Source organism: Collinsella sp. D33t1_170424_A12 (assembly GCF_015554865.1).
In the GTDB taxonomy this organism is placed as follows: Bacteria; Actinomycetota; Coriobacteriia; order Coriobacteriales; family Coriobacteriaceae; genus Collinsella.
This window is the reverse complement of the sequence record NZ_JADNJJ010000027.1, coordinates 1-14,570: the sequence shown is the minus strand read 5'-3', so window position 1 is coordinate 14,570 and position 14,570 is coordinate 1. Positions and strand designations below refer to the sequence as shown.

Annotated in this window: 17 protein-coding genes; 16 read left to right on the top strand and 1 reads right to left on the bottom strand. The window is 61.8% G+C overall.

Annotated elements, in window-relative coordinates; genetic code table 11:
• Positions 1 to 3 precede the first annotated feature (3 nt).
• From I2E26_RS01330 to rsfS, 9 genes are all read left to right on the top strand, one after another.
• Positions 4 to 912 (top strand): hypothetical protein, encoded by a 909-nt coding sequence (locus tag I2E26_RS01330; RefSeq protein WP_187231606.1) that lies wholly within the window; start codon positions 4 to 6, stop codon positions 910 to 912.
• A gap of 13 nt (positions 913 to 925) precedes the next feature.
• Entirely contained in the window at positions 926 to 2,803 is a 1,878-nt protein-coding gene (locus I2E26_RS01325) for a TIGR03960 family B12-binding radical SAM protein (RefSeq protein WP_195419314.1), read from the top strand.
• On the top strand, positions 2,800 to 3,576 hold the full coding sequence (locus I2E26_RS01320) for a TIGR03936 family radical SAM-associated protein (protein ID WP_147588313.1): 777 nt from the start codon (positions 2,800 to 2,802) through the stop codon (positions 3,574 to 3,576). The genes I2E26_RS01325 and I2E26_RS01320 overlap by 4 nt, the downstream gene beginning before the upstream one ends.
• 271 nt (positions 3,577 to 3,847) lie before the next feature.
• On the top strand, positions 3,848 to 4,213 hold the full coding sequence (gene rplU, locus I2E26_RS01315) for a 50S ribosomal protein L21 (RefSeq protein ID WP_195419313.1): 366 nt from the start codon (positions 3,848 to 3,850) through the stop codon (positions 4,211 to 4,213).
• Positions 4,214 to 4,248: 35 nt separating this feature from the next.
• On the top strand, positions 4,249 to 4,506 hold the full coding sequence (gene rpmA, locus I2E26_RS01310) for a 50S ribosomal protein L27 (protein ID WP_147588311.1): 258 nt from the start codon (positions 4,249 to 4,251) through the stop codon (positions 4,504 to 4,506).
• Positions 4,507 to 4,610: 104 nt separating this feature from the next.
• Positions 4,611 to 6,011, top strand: a complete 1,401-nt coding sequence (obgE, locus tag I2E26_RS01305; RefSeq protein ID WP_147588310.1) for a GTPase ObgE — start codon at positions 4,611 to 4,613, stop codon at positions 6,009 to 6,011.
• Positions 6,012 to 6,701: a nicotinate-nucleotide adenylyltransferase gene (gene nadD, locus I2E26_RS01300; RefSeq protein WP_195419312.1), complete on the top strand. Its 690-nt coding sequence runs from the start codon at positions 6,012 to 6,014 to the stop codon at positions 6,699 to 6,701.
• Positions 6,702 to 6,703: 2 nt separating this feature from the next.
• Positions 6,704 to 7,312, top strand: coding sequence for a bis(5'-nucleosyl)-tetraphosphatase (symmetrical) YqeK (gene yqeK / locus I2E26_RS01295; protein WP_147588308.1), 609 nt, complete (start codon positions 6,704 to 6,706; stop codon positions 7,310 to 7,312).
• Between the two features lie 2 nt (positions 7,313 to 7,314).
• Positions 7,315 to 7,770, top strand: a complete 456-nt coding sequence (gene rsfS / locus I2E26_RS01290; RefSeq protein ID WP_195419311.1) for a ribosome silencing factor — start codon at positions 7,315 to 7,317, stop codon at positions 7,768 to 7,770.
• Positions 7,771 to 7,832: 62 nt separating this feature from the next.
• Here the strand turns inward: rsfS and dinB are convergent, their stop codons facing one another.
• On the bottom strand, positions 7,833 to 9,134 hold the full coding sequence (dinB, locus tag I2E26_RS01285; protein ID WP_195419324.1) for a DNA polymerase IV: 1,302 nt from the start codon (positions 9,132 to 9,134) through the stop codon (positions 7,833 to 7,835).
• A 188-nt stretch (positions 9,135 to 9,322) separates the two neighbouring features.
• Between dinB and rpsP the strand changes: the two genes are divergently transcribed.
• The 7 genes from rpsP to glyS form a co-directional block, all read left to right on the top strand.
• The gene (gene rpsP, locus I2E26_RS01280) at positions 9,323 to 9,658 is read left to right on the top strand and encodes a 30S ribosomal protein S16 (RefSeq protein ID WP_195419310.1); all 336 of its coding nucleotides are present in this window, start codon (positions 9,323 to 9,325) and stop codon (positions 9,656 to 9,658) included.
• Between the two features lie 6 nt (positions 9,659 to 9,664).
• Positions 9,665 to 9,964: a KH domain-containing protein gene (locus I2E26_RS01275; RefSeq protein ID WP_187231605.1), complete on the top strand. Its 300-nt coding sequence runs from the start codon at positions 9,665 to 9,667 to the stop codon at positions 9,962 to 9,964.
• A 4-nt stretch (positions 9,965 to 9,968) separates the two neighbouring features.
• Complete coding sequence (gene rimM / locus I2E26_RS01270) at positions 9,969 to 10,484, top strand: ribosome maturation factor RimM (protein WP_195419309.1); 516 nt, start codon at positions 9,969 to 9,971, stop codon at positions 10,482 to 10,484.
• Between the two features lie 15 nt (positions 10,485 to 10,499).
• Entirely contained in the window at positions 10,500 to 11,267 is a 768-nt protein-coding gene (gene trmD / locus I2E26_RS01265) for a tRNA (guanosine(37)-N1)-methyltransferase TrmD (RefSeq protein ID WP_195419308.1), read from the top strand.
• Positions 11,264 to 11,827 (top strand): signal peptidase I, encoded by a 564-nt coding sequence (gene lepB, locus I2E26_RS01260; RefSeq protein ID WP_370551417.1) that lies wholly within the window; start codon positions 11,264 to 11,266, stop codon positions 11,825 to 11,827. The genes trmD and lepB overlap by 4 nt, the downstream gene beginning before the upstream one ends.
• A 122-nt stretch (positions 11,828 to 11,949) precedes the next feature.
• A complete protein-coding gene (locus tag I2E26_RS01255; protein WP_195419307.1) occupies positions 11,950 to 12,864 on the top strand; it encodes a glycine--tRNA ligase subunit alpha in 915 nt (304 codons plus the stop codon).
• Positions 12,865 to 12,866: 2 nt separating this feature from the next.
• Positions 12,867 to 14,570, top strand: a 1,704-nt coding sequence (glyS, locus tag I2E26_RS01250; protein ID WP_195419306.1) for a glycine--tRNA ligase subunit beta, incomplete at its 3' end; no start/stop codon positions are given.

Genomic DNA, 14,570 nt, shown 5'->3' with positions numbered 1-14,570 from the left:
CGTATGCGAATTCCGTTTGATGCGGTGGCAGATGCTTTCAAGATGGGCGTGAGCGCCCAGCAGCAATCCGATGAGCCCGTGCGCGTGTCCGTATACGTGGACGGTTCGGCCTCGGCCTATCTGATCGATGCGATCCGCAGCGCGATGGTGCCGCAGACTATCGGCGGACTGGTCCGCGTGTCTCGTCTTACCGCCGAGCTTGAGCCGAAGGCCGACTCCGATCTCGCCATCGTTGTCTCGTGCGGCTCCAGCATGCTGGAGGCGGCGTGCCACCGGTTGGTGATCGCTGGTTCGCCCACCGTCGTCGTATGCGAGTCCCGCGACGACGCGCCTTTCATCGAGCGCGATACCCCCATGCTCGGCTTGGTCGCCTCCCGCGAGGAAGGCGTGCTGCTTCATCGGCTTGCCTGCTGGGTGCTCGATCGCACCGACAAGCCCCAGGCGTTCGCTGCGAATTTCCCGTTCATGCGCGCCACGGCTTCTCGAGGGGTCGTTGCCGCCACGGCGCTATCGAATGCCGTGACGGGTGCGTTGACGATCGTGCCCGGCGCCGATTTTCCCGTTATGACGCTGGCGCAGCTCGGCATGATGGCGAAGCTTGCTTCGATGTACGATAAACCGATGCGCTTCGAGCGCCTGTATGACGCCGCGGGGGTCGCGGTCGCCGGCCTCGGTCTCCGCGCCCTTTCCCGTTCGCTGGCGCCACGCGCCGGAAGGGCGGCGTTCGCGGTCAAAGCGTCGATCGGCGGTCTCGGCACCATCGCCATGGGCATCGCCCTTATGGAGCTGTATGCTCGCGATATCGATTACGGGCCGGCCAACCGCGTCGTTCGAAACGCGGTCGACGCTGTCCGCGACGCCGTTGCCCCCGCCGACGGCGTCGCATCTGTTTCTGCAGAATACCTCGACTAGAAGGAGAGTTTACGTGCGCGTACCCTACGAGGACCGATTCCATGAGCTAGAGCCTTTGCTGGCCCGTGTGGAAAAGCCCAGTCGCTATATCGATCACGAATGGGGCACCATGTCCAAGCAGGAGGCCGACTACCGAGCCTGCTTGATCTACCCCGATACCTACGAGGTCGGCCTGCCCAATCAGGGTATCGCCATCCTCTACCACATCCTCAATCAACAGGAGGGCATCTCCTGTGAACGCGGCTATGTGCCCTGGGTCGATATGGCCGACGAGATGCGTGCCGCCGGCGTCCCCTTGCTGTCGCTCGAGGGCGCGGCCCCCGTGGCTTCGTTCGATGTCGTCGGTTTCCATGTGCCGCACGAAATGGCGTGCACGAATTACCTGGAGGCCATGGATCTGGCGGGCATCCCGTTTTATTCCGCCGATCGCAGCGAGGACGACCCCATCATCATCGCGGGAGGGCCTTCGGTCTACAACCCCGAGCCGCTCGCCCCGTTCTTCGACGCCATCCTTATCGGTGAAGGCGAGGAAGCTATCGTCGAGGTGTGCCGCGAGCACCAGCGCCTACGCGATGCCGGCGCGAGCCGCGACGAGATCTTGCGCGGTCTTGCTGCGATTCCTGGCACCTACGTCCCGGCCCTGTACGATATCCGCTTCGATGGCGACTGCACGCCCCACGGGTATGCCGTTCCCAGCGAGGGCGAGAACGTTCCGCCCGTGGTGTATAAGCGCGTCGTCAAGGATTTCGGCGCAACCGATCCGGTGAGCCAATCGGTCATCCCGTATGCGCAGCTCGTCCACGACCGCCTTTCCGTCGAGGTGCTTCGCGGATGCGCGCGCGGCTGCCGTTTCTGCCAGGCGGGTATCACGTATCGCCCGGTTCGCGAGCGCTCGGCGGACCAAATCGTGTCCGCCGTGACCCGCGGCCTGGCCGAGACCGGCTACGACGAGGTGTCCCTCACATCCCTTTCCACTACCGACCATTCGTGCTGCGAGCAGATTCTGTCGCGCCTCAACCGCCGCTTGGAGGATACGGGAATCTCGGTATCCATCCCCTCGCAGCGCCTCGACTCGTTCGGCGTAAACATGGCACTGCAGGTCGCGGGGGAGAAGAAGGGTGGTCTGACCTTTGCTCCCGAGGCCGGAAGCCAGCGCATGCGCGACGTCATCAACAAGGGCGTGACTGAAGACGACCTCGACCGCGCCGTACGCGCCGCCTTCGAGGCGGGCTGGCGCCGCTGCAAGCTCTATTTCATGATGGGTCTGCCGGGCGAGCGCGATGAGGATATCGTCGCCATCGCCGAGCTCGCCGACCACGTGCTCGAGCTCGCGCGCGAGGTGGTTCCCAAGGGGCAGCGTGGCGGCATCTCGATCTCCATCTCCGTGTCCGTCTTCATCCCTAAGGCCTCTACGCCGTTCCAGTGGTGCGCCCAGACACCCGATGAGGAGGTTAAGCGTCGCCAGCAGCTGCTGCTCAAGAGCGTTAAGAACCGTGCCGTTCGCGTTCACTATCACGACGCCGAGACCTCGCTGCTCGAAGCCGTGCTATCCCGTGCCGGTCGCGATATGGCTCCCGTAATCGAGGGCGCCTGGCGCCGCGGCGCTCGCTTCGATGCGTGGACCGAACAGTTCAGCCTCGAGCGGTGGGAGCAGGCGGCCAGCGACTGCGGCATCGACCTGCGCGCGATCGCGCAGACGCCATACGACCTTGATGCCATCATGCCCTGGGAGCACGTGAGCCCGGGAGTCTCCCGCGGGTTCCTGCAGCGCGAGTACCGCCGTGCGCTTGCCGGCGAGACCACGGCCGATTGCACCCGTGCGTCTTGTGCGGGATGCGGTATCTGCCCCACCCTGCATGTCGATAACGTCCTGATGGGAGAGCGTTCGTGAGCGAGCAAAACATTCAGCCCCTGTTCCGGCTGCGCGTCGAGTACGTCAAGGCCGGTCGCCTGGCGTATCTGGGCCATCTCGAGGTGCTGCATACCATCGAGCGCATCATTCGCCGCGCGTCTTTGCCGTATGCCGTCACCCAGGGCTTCTCGCCCCATATGCGCGCCGGGTTCTCGTCGGCGCTCCCGGTGGGAACGAGCTCCCGCAGCGAGTGGTACGACGTGTTCCTAACGAGCCTGGTGCCTCCGGCTGAGGCTCTGCAGCGCCTCCAAGCTGCCTCACCGGAGGACCTCATGGCTACGCGTTGCGGCTACGTCGATGTTCGCACCCCTGCGCTGACCGCTCAGATCACGCGGGTCCTCTACCGTATCGAGCTATCGTTTACCGATGCGAGCGCAGGGTGCCCCGATGTTTCGGATGCGCTATCCGAGGTCATCGGCTTGGGACGCATCCCATATGCTCGCGGTAAGAAGAACAAGGTGCTCGATGTCGACCGCATGCTCGTGTCGCATCGTGTGGCGGATGGCGAAGGATGCATCGTGCTCGAGCTGGATACACGCTGCGATAACGAGGGTGCGCTTCGTCCGGAGATCCTGGTTGCCGCGATCGACCGCGTTCTCGCCCGGCGTGCGGTGGCGTCCGATGACGACCCCATCCAGTCCACGGGAATCCAGCGATTCGATCGTATCGCGCGCTACCGCGTCGAGCGGCGCGCGCAGCTGGTGGAAGGGGAGGACGGCGAGCTGATCGACCCCCTGTGCGCCCGGAGCTAACCGGGTGCCCCCGCGAGGACGGCATGGTTGGCACTGAGCTGCACATTTTATGAAGCAATCTTGCACGATTCCCATTATCGTCTATGATTGTTCAACGGCGCCGCGTCGTCCAGATCGCATGTTTCGTATGCAGGTGCAGCGTCGTTCCAGTGAAACAAGGGCAACTTGTGAATACGCTGGGGAAATGTTCTCGTTGCTTGTTGACGGTGCATGCATCCCCTGCTACTATATTCGGCTGTTGCACTAACTGATGCATGAAGGGCAAGAAACAATGTACGCAATCGTAACAACGGGCGGCAAGCAGTATAAGGTCGCCACCGACGATGTTCTTACGGTCGAGAAGATCGAGGGCGAGGCCGGCACCAAGGTCGAGCTTCCCGTTCTCTTCCTGAACGACGGCAAGAAGATCGTCACGGATCCTGCCAAGCTCGCAAAGACTAAGGTCACTGCTGAGATCGTCGACCAGTTCAAGGGTGAGAAGCAGCTTGTTTACAAGTTCAAGAAGCGCAAGCGCTATCACAAGCTTCAGGGTCATCGTCAGCAGCTTACCAAGCTGAAGATCACCAAGGTCCAGGCCACGTCGCGTGCCAAGAAGGCTGCTGTTGCCGAGGACGCCGCTGCTCCCGCAGCGGAGTAGTTTCCCTTAAGAACTGTAGAGAGTAGGTATCAGACATGGCACACAAAAAAGGTCTTGGTTCCTCCCGTAACGGCCGCGACTCCCGCGGTCAGCGTCTCGGCACCAAGCGTTTCGACGGTCAGTTCGTGAAGACCGGCGAGATTCTCGTCCGTCAGTGCGGCACCCATATCCACCCCGGCGAGAACGTCGGTCGTGGCAAGGATGACACGCTGTTCGCACTTACCGAGGGTAAGGTCAAGTTTACCCGCGGCGTCAAGCATCGCGTGAGCGTTCTTCCCGTCGTCGAAGCCTAAGTCCCTTCACAGCATAGGCAAATAGAGAGGCCCTCGGCTGTTAGCCGGGGGCCTCTTTTGGTAAGCTCACTGTTGTCTTTCGATACGTTAGGGAAAGGTCATCCATGTCCCAATTCACCGATATCTGCCGTATCAACGTCAAGGGCGGCGATGGCGGCGCCGGCTGCATGTCGTTTCGTCGCGAGGCGTTCGTTCCCAAGGGCGGACCTGACGGCGGCGACGGCGGCCGAGGCGGCAATGTCGTCGTGCAGGCCGACGCCCAGCTGTCGTCGTTGATCGACTACCGATTCAAGCATCATTTCCGCGCTGAGCGCGGCACGCACGGACAGGGTGCGCGCAAAGACGGTAAGAACGGCGAGAACCTCGTCTTGAAGGTCCCCATGGGTACCGTCGTGCGCGAGATCGATGGCGAGACCATGCAGCCCTCCTACGAGATCGCCGACCTCACGCATGATGGTGAGAGCGTCGTCGTGGCCCCCGGCGGTTCCGGAGGCCGCGGAAACCCCCATTTCGTGACCTCGACGCGCCGTGCTCCTGCGTTCGCAGAGAAGGGCGAGCCCGCTATCGAGCATTGGATCGAACTCGAGATGAAGCTCATGGCTGATGCCGCGCTCGTCGGCATGCCCAGCGTCGGCAAGTCCTCGCTTATCGCGCGCATGAGCGCCGCTCGTCCCAAGATCGCCGATTATCCGTTCACCACGCTCGTTCCCAATCTGGGCGTTGTGCGCGCCGGGGAGTATTCCTATGTCGTAGCCGATGTTCCGGGTCTTATCGAGGGTGCGAGCGAGGGCCGCGGACTGGGTCACCAGTTCCTGCGTCATATCGAGCGCACGGCGCTCATCCTCCATGTGGTCGATATCACCGGCGGTTTCGAGGGGCGCGATCCCTTGGAGGACTACCGCATCATCAACGACGAGCTCGCCGCCTATGCGCCTGAGCTCGCGGTTCGTCCGCAGATCGTCATTGCGAACAAGTGCGATGCCAGCGGTATGGCCGATCGCGTTGCCGCCCTGAAGCGAGCCGCCCTCGATGACGGCCACGCCTTTTTCGCTGTCTCAGCGCTTACGGGTGCCGGGCTTCAGACGCTCATGCTCGCTTGCGGCGAGCGCGTGGCCGACCTCCGTCGCGAGCTTTCCGAGGTCGAGGATGCTCCCGAGCTCGATGAGGGCAAGTGGGATCGCAACCGTCAGGCGCGCGACCGCGCATTCCACGTGGAACGCGAGGACGGTTGTGCATGGCGCGTCGTGGGACGCGGGATCGAGCGGCTCGTCGTCCAAACCGACTGGGAAAACGAGGAGGCCGTTATCTACCTCCAGCATCGCCTCGAGCGCATCGGCGTCGACTCCGCGCTCACCAAGGCCGGCTGCAAGCCTGGCGATGAGGTTCGCATTCTCGGCTACTCCTTTGATTTCGAGGGCGCTGAGGACTTCGACGATGAAGACGACTATGAAGACGATGGCGCGTTTGAGTGCATCGATCTTGCAGACGGCGAGGTCGAGGACTAGATGGGCGCGCGGGCACCGCAGCGCCTCCCCGAGCTCGGGCGCGATTCCAACCGGGAATACCGCCTCGGCATCATGGGTGGGACGTTCGATCCCATCCACTACGGCCATCTCGTCACCGCCGAGCAGGCGCGCGAGGCGCTCGATCTCGATCTGGTGCTCTTCATGCCCGCGGGCTCTCCTGCCTTCAAAGATGATTCGTTCGTGACGAGCGCCGAGGATCGCTATGCGATGACGGTACTCGCCACGGCCGCGAATGCGGATTTCATCGCAAGCCGCTTCGAGATCGATCGTGCGGGGACCACCTATACGGTCGACACGCTTCGCGCGCTGCGTGCACATTATCCCGACAACGTCCATCTCTATTTCATCACGGGCGCCGATGCGATTCACGATATCGTTTCATGGCACGACGCCGAGCACATTGCAACCCTTGCCACGCTTATCGCTGCCACGCGACCGGGATACGATATCAACCAGTCCTGCCAACGGGTCGAGGAATCCGGTATCGCCTTCGATGTGCGCTATATCGAGATTCCTGCCCTTGCTATCAGCTCGACGAATATCCGCGATCGCGTAGCGCACGGTAAAAGCGTTCGCTATCTTACTTCGGAGTCCGTTATCGGCTACATTCGAAAAAACGGCCTGTATCGCGATCCCGTTTCGCGGTCCCAGGCCGAACCGGGGGAGTGATTATGATCGACACATCTCGACGCGCCATGCTCCATGCGATCGAAACGCGCCTTCGCGACCACATGTCGGGCGCGCCCAAGCGCCTTCGCCATGTCTTGGGTGTTTCCCAAACGGCTGCCGAGCTCGCACGCATCTACGGTGTAGACGAGTTCGAAGCGTGCGCCGCGGGCTTGCTACACGATTGGGACAAGGTTCTCACGCCGGATGAGACGCTTGCGCGCGCTGCTGAGCTTGGAGTATCGCTCGATGGACCCGCGGACCGCGTTGTCGGCTTGCTGCACGGACCGCTGGCTGCGCGCGAGCTGCCCGCGCTGTTTCCCGAGCTCCCCGCAGCGGTATTCCAGGCTGTTGATCGACACACCGTCGGGGCCATCGATATGATGCCGCTCGATATGGTTGTCTTCATCGCGGATGCCATCGAACCGGGTCGCGTGGGGGCATATGCCGACGAGTTGCGCGCTCAGGTCGGTGAGGTCACCCTCGATGAGCTATTCTTCTCATGTTTCTCGCATGGAATCACCTATGTGGTTTCTACGGGCAGATACCTCTATCCCACGGCGGTGGACATCTACAACACGTATGCTATTCGGCGTACCCTTTCAGAAAGGTAAGCATGACTGATCAGATTCAAGAGACGACCTCCGTCGAGGACGAGGTCCGCAACGAGGAGTTCGGCGCGTCGGTAGAGCGCTCCGCTGCATCCCTTTCCGCGCGCGGTGTCGATGCGCGAACCGTTGCCACCGTGGCCGCCCAGGCTGCAAGCGATAAGAGCGCGCAGGATATCGAGGTTTTGGACCTCACGGAGCTTTCCGATGTCTGCGATTTCTTCGTCGTCGCCACCGGTACCAACAACCGTATGGTCGATGCTGTTATCGATGAGGTCGAGGAACAGGTCTTCAAGACGTGCGGCGAGCACCCCTTTGCCATCGAGGGTCGCGAGGAGCGCACGTGGATCCTCATGGATTACGGCTCGGTTCTCGTCCATGTTTTCACGCCCGAGCAGCGCGATTACTATCGTCTCGAGAAGCTGTGGGGCGACGCCCCTCGTTTGGAGCTCGAACTCGACTAGCGGTCGCGTCGTCGCCATTCATGTGCATCGTATTGAACGAAGGGGCCCGCGCGGCCCCTTCGTCATGAGTATTTATCGCGTCGAACGACGTCGTGGTCGAATCGCATCGATCGACCATATCCGACCGCGCTCGATCCGAAGCGCTCGATCACGCCGTCGACGGCAACCGACAGCGCCCGCTTCTCGCTCGATGCGGCCCCGCGCTCGTCGAGCTCGCAGAATAGATTCGTCTGGACTCCCGACTCGTGGTCAAAGCCGCTCATGCACACGCCAACAAGCCTGACGGCAACCCCTGGACTCCAGATCGTATGGAGCAGCTCCCGCGCCGCCCTGCAGAAAATATGCTCGTCATCGGTTGGCGCCTCAAGCGTTCGCTGGGCGGTCCTGCCTGATCCATAGCCATATTTCAACTTAAGGGTGACGGTCCTACCGGTGAGGCGGCGCTTGCGCAGGCGTCGACCGACCGATTCCCCCAGCACGTCTATGGCAGCCTCGATATCGGCTTGCTCTGTGAGGTCGTGGGCGAACGTGCGCTCGTTGCTCAGCGATTTCATGGGGCTCGCTTCGTCGATAGCGTGCACGCGGCTGCGCTCGCGACCCTGCGCGCGCTGGCGTACGGATGCCGTGTTGGCACCGAATACCGGAGCGAGGATGTCGTCCGGGGCCCCGGCGAGCTGTCCGAGGGTATGGATGCCGCGCTGTGCCAGGGCCTGCTCCGCCCGCGCCCCAATGCCGCTCATCGTGCGGACGGGCAGCGGCGCGAGAAAGGCTTCTTCGGTGCCGGGGAGGATCGCGGTGAGGCCGCGCGGTTTATCTCGTTCGCTTGCTATCTTCGCAACTGTTTTGTTGCATCCAAGTCCTATCGAGCACGTGATGCCGAGTGCGTTTACGCGCTCCGAGATCCTTCGTACAACGGCCAGGGGGCTTTCGGAGTTAAATCGACCGGGAGAGATATCGAAAAACGCCTCGTCGATCGATACCTGATCCACGTATGGCGTTTCGTCGGCAAGAATAGCCATGACGCGCGCGCTCAACTCGCGGTAGCGGGAGAAGTTCCCATCGGTCCAGATTGCATGCGGGCAGAGGCGCTTCGCCTGCGCAGAGGGCATGGCCGAGTGAACTCCGAATGTGCGCGCCTCGTACGAAGCCGTGGATACGACTCCGCGTCGATCGGGGCTGCCTCCGACGATGACGGGCTTGCCGCGCCAGTCAGGGTGATCGAGTTGCTCGACGCTCGCGAAAAACGCGTCGAGGTCGAGCAGGCCGATCGCCGGACCCGTCCAGCTTCCGAATAGGGAGGGGGCGTAGGGTCCGGTCTCGCCACATGCGGCGTTCGCCTTATCGTATGTGTGTTCGTTATCCATGGAGATAGTATAGCGCACGTCAACTCAGCTCTTTGCATTTTGCGAAATGATGGGTAAGATATGGAAACGCTAACGTCAATTCCGAAGAAGTTCCACCTGGGGCTTCACCTGCTCCCGTCGTTGGCGTAAAATGTTCAATCGTTTGTTTATCGTTGCAGCTGATTGCTGCTTGGTTGGAGGAGTTTGCATTGGCAGTCAAGATTCGCCTTGCTCGTCACGGCTCTAAGAAGCGTCCGTATTACCGTGTTGTCGTCGCCGACGCCCGTTCGCCCCGCGACGGTCGTCTCATCGAGGAGGTTGGCCGCTACAATCCGCTGACCACCCCGAAGACCATCAGCCTCGACCTTGAGAAGATCGCTGACTGGCAGGCCAAGGGCGCTCAGCTTACCGACGCCGTTGCCGCGCTGGTTCGTGCCGCCAACGAGGGCGAGAAGGCCGCTGTCGAGCCCAAGAAGTCCAAGAAGCAGCTCGCCAAGGAGGCTAAGGCCGCTGAGGAGGCCGCAGCCGCTGCCGCCGAGGAGTAATCTACGGTGTCTGTCGATTCCAACAACGAGCTTGCATCCCAGCAGGGAAGCGACGAGGTGCTCGTCTCCGATCGCGTTGCCGATCTGGTGGAGTACCTCGTCGTGAGCATCGTTGATGACGTGGATGCCGTCAGCCTCGAGGTCATCGATGGCGTCGACTCCTCCACCATCGAGGTGACTGTCGCCGAAGACGACGTTGCCAAGGTCATCGGGCGTCATGGACGCACCATCAAGGCGGTTCGCACGCTTTCGCGTGCCCTCGCTGCCCGTCTGGGCACGTCCGTCGAGGTCGAGGTTTTGGGGTAGGTCCGTGTCTTCCCACTATAAGAATATCGCTCGTGTGCTCAAGGCGCACGGGTCTAAAGGGGAGGTCATCGTAGCTGAGCTACGTGGCCTTCCTTTTCTCGTTGAACCTGGTATGCGCGTCGCGCTCACGCCGCCCGCGCTGGATCGCGATCGTTTCGTGCGGGTCGAAAGCGTTGTCGATGGCGGCGATCGCTATATCGTTCGCTTCTCCTGTGCGCACAGCATCGGGGAAGCCGAATCGCTTGCGGGATGCTACGTGCTGGCGGATAGCGACGACCTTCAGCTCGATTCGTTTGATGTGACATACGATGACCTGCTTGATCGTTCCGTCATCGACGAGCGTTTTGGTGGACTCGGCACCATCGTCGAGATTATGGAGACGCCTGCCAACGACGTTTGGGTTATTGCGGGCGGCGCCTATGGCGAGGTCCTTGTCCCCGTCGTCGAGGATGTGGTCCTCGATATCCCCGAAGCCGGTCCCATCCGCGTCAAAGTGATGGATGGTCTTATCAATTCCTAGTTCGAGAGGACGCAGATGCTCATCGAGTCGTTATCCGTCTTTCCGGAGATGTTTGAACCGGTGATGTCCACGTCCATCCTGGGTCGTGCCCGAGCGGCCGGTCTCTTCGAGTTTCAGGCTCATAATTTGCGCGACTGGACTCATGATCGACATCGCACCGTCGATGACGAGCCTTACGGCGGCGGGGCGGGTATGCTTATGAAAGTGGAACCGCTGCACGAGGCCATCACGGATCTTGCGAGCGACCCCGTTTTACCCAGGCCCCATGTCGTGTTCTTTACACCGTGCGGCGTGCCGTTCACCCAGCATGTGGCTGAGCGTCTGGCGTCCTACGATCGCCTCCTGTTCGTCTGCGGCCGCTACGAGGGCATGGATGAGCGCGCGTACGAACTTGCGGACGAGCGCCTATCCATCGGCGACTACGTGCTCACCGGTGGCGAGCTTGCTGCTATGGTCGTTACGGACGCCGTCGTTCGCCTCATACCCGGTGTCCTTGGTGACGAGATGAGCAATAAAGACGAGTCGTTTGCCACTGGCGACGACGGCGGGCTGCTCGAATATGCGCAATACACGCGTCCGGCATCGTTCAACGGCAGCGAGGTTCCCAGCATCCTTCTTTCGGGCGACCATGCGAAGGTCGACGCGTGGCGGAGGAGGAACGCTATCGAGCGCACGTGCCACTGGCGTCCCGATCTGCTCGACCAGGCTCGCCTCACCGAAGTTGAGCGCGCCTACGCCAACGAGGTTCTGCGCGCATTGCGCGCTACCGATGATTCGGAGTGATTGCGTTGTCTCGTAACTCTGTTCTCAAAAGCATACTCGAATGGATCGCGGTTCTCGCGATCGCTATCGTCGCTTCACTGTTCATCCGAACGTTCGTCATCAGCCCGTTCGTCGTCCCCACCAGTTCGATGGAGCATACTATCGAGGTTGGCGACCATCTGCTCGCGCAGAAGGTTACCGTCAATCTGGGTCGGGACGTCAATGCGGGCGACATCATCGTCTTCGAGAACCCTGACGGCTCTTCCAGCCATGACATCCTCGTCAAGCGCGTCATCGCTACCGCGGGCCAGACGGTCGACGTGCGCGACGGCTTCGTCTACGTGGATGGCCAGCGGCTCGACGAACCCTATGTCGAAGGGAGCACTTTTCCGTTGCTCCAGCAGGCCGCCGGCGTCGATGTGACGTTCCCGCTCACCGTTCCGAGCGATCAGCTTTGGGTGATGGGGGATAATCGCGAGAACTCCGCAGATTCGCGGTACTTCGGTTGTATCGATGAGCGCTCCGTTATCGGTGTCGTTGTCGCTCGTTATTTGCCGCTCGACCGCATCGGATTGATGTAGCGGCTTTTCATGCGCCTCGCTTGTTGCGGGGCGCATTTCTTTTGCACCTCACCTATCAACTTAAATGGCCATGCGGTAGTATTGAGAACCGTATGTATTTCTATCGAGGAGTTAGCAGGTAGATGAACGCTTCAGCTCTTTCATTCCAGGACATTATCCTCAAGCTACAGCAGTTTTGGGGCAGCCAAGGCTGTGTGATCATGCAGCCGTACGATTCCGAGGTCGGTGCGGGCACCTTCCACACCGCCACCACTCTTCGCTCCCTCGGTCCGCAGAGCTGGCGTACGTGCTACGCCCAGCCCTGCCGTCGTCCCGCCGATGGTCGCTATGGCGAGAACCCTAACCGCATGCAGCACTACTATCAGTTCCAGGTTCTCATCAAGCCCAGCCCCGCTAATTCCCAGGAGCTGTACCTTGAATCGCTCAAGGCCATCGGCCTCGATCCCGCCGAGCACGATGTGCGTTTCGTCGAGGATGACTGGGAGAGCCCCACACTCGGCGCCTGGGGCCTTGGCTGGGAGGTCTGGCTCAACGGCATGGAGGTCACTCAGTTCACCTACTTCCAGCAGGTGGGCGGTATCGAGGTCGATCCCGTTCCCGTAGAGATTACCTACGGACTCGAGCGCCTTGCCATGTACGTGCAGGGCGTCGATTCCGTGTACGATCTGGTATGGAGCGTTGCGCCCGATGGCACGACCATGACCTACGGCGATGTCTTCCTCGAGAACGAGCGCGAGTTCTCGGCGTACAACTTCGAGGTCGCCAACGTGGAGCTCATGCGTGAGAAGTTCGACGATTACGAGCGCGAGTGTCATTCCTGCCTCGATGCCAAGCTTCCGCTGCCGGCATACGACTGCGTCATGAAGTGCAGCCACGCGTTCAACATCCTGGATGCGCGCGGCGCGCTGTCCGCAACCGAGCGCGCGGCGTATATCCTCCGCGTGCGCGCTGTTGCGAAGGCGTGCTGCGAGGCGTATCTGGCCGAGGTCGCGGCTGCGGGCGATGATTCTGAAGAGACGAAGGGTGAGGTGGCCTAGCGATGGCTGATGTTCGTGACTTCCTTTTTGAGATCGGAACCGAGGAGATGCCCTCGGCTCCGTTGAACAACGCTGCTTCCCAGCTTGGCAAGATGGTTCCCGAGGCCCTGGACCGTTCCGGCCTCTCCCATGGCGCCGTCACCGTCCTCACGTCTCCGCGTCGTCTGTGCGTCCATGTTGCCGATGTCGCCTCGGCAACCGAAGAGGTGCACGAGGTTAAGCGCGGTCCCGCCGCGGCGATAGCGTTCGATGCCGACGGCGTTCCCACCAAGGCTGCCGAGGGCTTCGCGCGTAAGTGCGGCGTGAGCGCAGCCGAGCTCGTTCGCCGCGAGGATACCGATGGTCGCGAGTACGTTTTCGCCGAGAAGAGCATCGACTCGATTCCCGCCGAGCCCATCCTCGCCGACCTGTGCTCGTCTGTCCTTACGGGCCTGCAGTGGCCCAACTACCGTTCGCAGCGCTGGGGCGCGACGCATGAGAGCTTCGTTCGACCGGTTCGTTGGCTGTGCGTCCTGTTCGGCGGCGACGTGGTGCCCGTGGCGTTCGCAGGCGTCGCGAGCGGTCGAACCACTCGTGGTCACCGCGTGCTCGCTCCCGGTGACCACGAGGTCGCAAGTGCTTCCCTGGCCGATTACCGCGATGCGCTCGGCCGCGCTTTCGTGATGCCCGACGAGGACCGCAAGAACCTCATCAACGCTCAGATCGAGCGAATCGAAGCCGAGCGCAACGTTCGCGTCGAGCGGCCGCGCTCCGTGTTCGACGAGGTCGTCAACCTCTGCGAGTGGCCTACGGTGCTCATCGGCCGTTTCGACGACGAGTTCCTGCAGGTCCCGCACGAGATCATTTGCGAATCTATGCTGTCCAATCAGCGGTATTTCCCCATCTACGACGCCGATGGCGCCCTGACTCCCGAGTTCGTCGTGGTATCCAACGGCCGTCCCGAGTGCGCGGACGCCATCATCGACGGCAACGAGCGCGTGGTTCGCGCGCGTCTCTACGATGCCAAGTTCTTCTATGACGAGGACCTTAAGGTCTCCCTCGAGGAGTTCCGCTCGCGTCTGGCAACCGTCGGTTTCCAGAAGAAGCTCGGCACCGTTCTCCAGAAGTCCGAGCGCATGGAGGACCTGGCGCTCGCTATTGCCCAGGCGGCCCATGTCGGCGCGTCTTCCGCATCCGATGCCCAGCGAGCCGCGCACCTCGCTAAGGCCGATCTCGTATCCTCCGCGGTCGTCGAGTTCACCAGCCAGCAGGGCGTTATGGGTGGCTACTACGCCTTGGCCGCCGGCGAGGCCCCCGAGGTCGCCGCGGCTATCCGCGATCATTACCGCCCGCGCTTCGCGGGAGACGAGCTCCCCGAGGGTATCGCCGGCTGCATCGTGGCCGTTGCCGATAAGGTCGATACCATCGCCGGCATGTTCGCCATCGATGAGCCGCCCACCGGTTCCAAGGATCCGTTCGCGCTTCGACGCGCGGCGATCGGTGTGATCAACATGCTGTCTCGTCGCTTGTCCTGTGGTTACGAGCCCATCGTTGACGCTGCGCTTGATTTGTATCTCGAGCAGGGTCTTGCGTTTGACAAGTGCTCCGTGAAGGATGCCTGCTGCTCGTTTATCAAGGGTCGTATGGAGCAGCTCGCTCGCGATAACGGCATCGCCGGCGACGTCGTCGCGGCCGTCTCTGCGGGCGATATCACCGTTCCCGCCGAC

Excerpts from the sequence above, each read along its gene's own strand:
- trmD (WP_195419308.1), top strand. The coding sequence starts at position 10,500 with ATGCTCATCGAGTCGTTATCCGTCTTTCCGGAGATGTTTGAACCGGTG.
- dinB (WP_195419324.1), bottom strand. The coding sequence starts at position 9,134 with ATGGATAACGAACACACATACGATAAGGCGAACGCCGCATGTGGCGAG.
- rsfS (WP_195419311.1), top strand. The coding sequence starts at position 7,315 with ATGACTGATCAGATTCAAGAGACGACCTCCGTCGAGGACGAGGTCCGC.
- I2E26_RS01255 (WP_195419307.1), top strand. The coding sequence starts at position 11,950 with ATGAACGCTTCAGCTCTTTCATTCCAGGACATTATCCTCAAGCTACAG.
- I2E26_RS01330 (WP_187231606.1), top strand. The coding sequence starts at position 4 with ATGCGAATTCCGTTTGATGCGGTGGCAGATGCTTTCAAGATGGGCGTG.
- rplU (WP_195419313.1), top strand. The coding sequence starts at position 3,848 with ATGTACGCAATCGTAACAACGGGCGGCAAGCAGTATAAGGTCGCCACC.
- rpmA (WP_147588311.1), top strand. The coding sequence starts at position 4,249 with ATGGCACACAAAAAAGGTCTTGGTTCCTCCCGTAACGGCCGCGACTCC.
- yqeK (WP_147588308.1), top strand. The coding sequence starts at position 6,704 with ATGATCGACACATCTCGACGCGCCATGCTCCATGCGATCGAAACGCGC.
- nadD (WP_195419312.1), top strand. The coding sequence starts at position 6,012 with ATGGGCGCGCGGGCACCGCAGCGCCTCCCCGAGCTCGGGCGCGATTCC.
- obgE (WP_147588310.1), top strand. The coding sequence starts at position 4,611 with ATGTCCCAATTCACCGATATCTGCCGTATCAACGTCAAGGGCGGCGAT.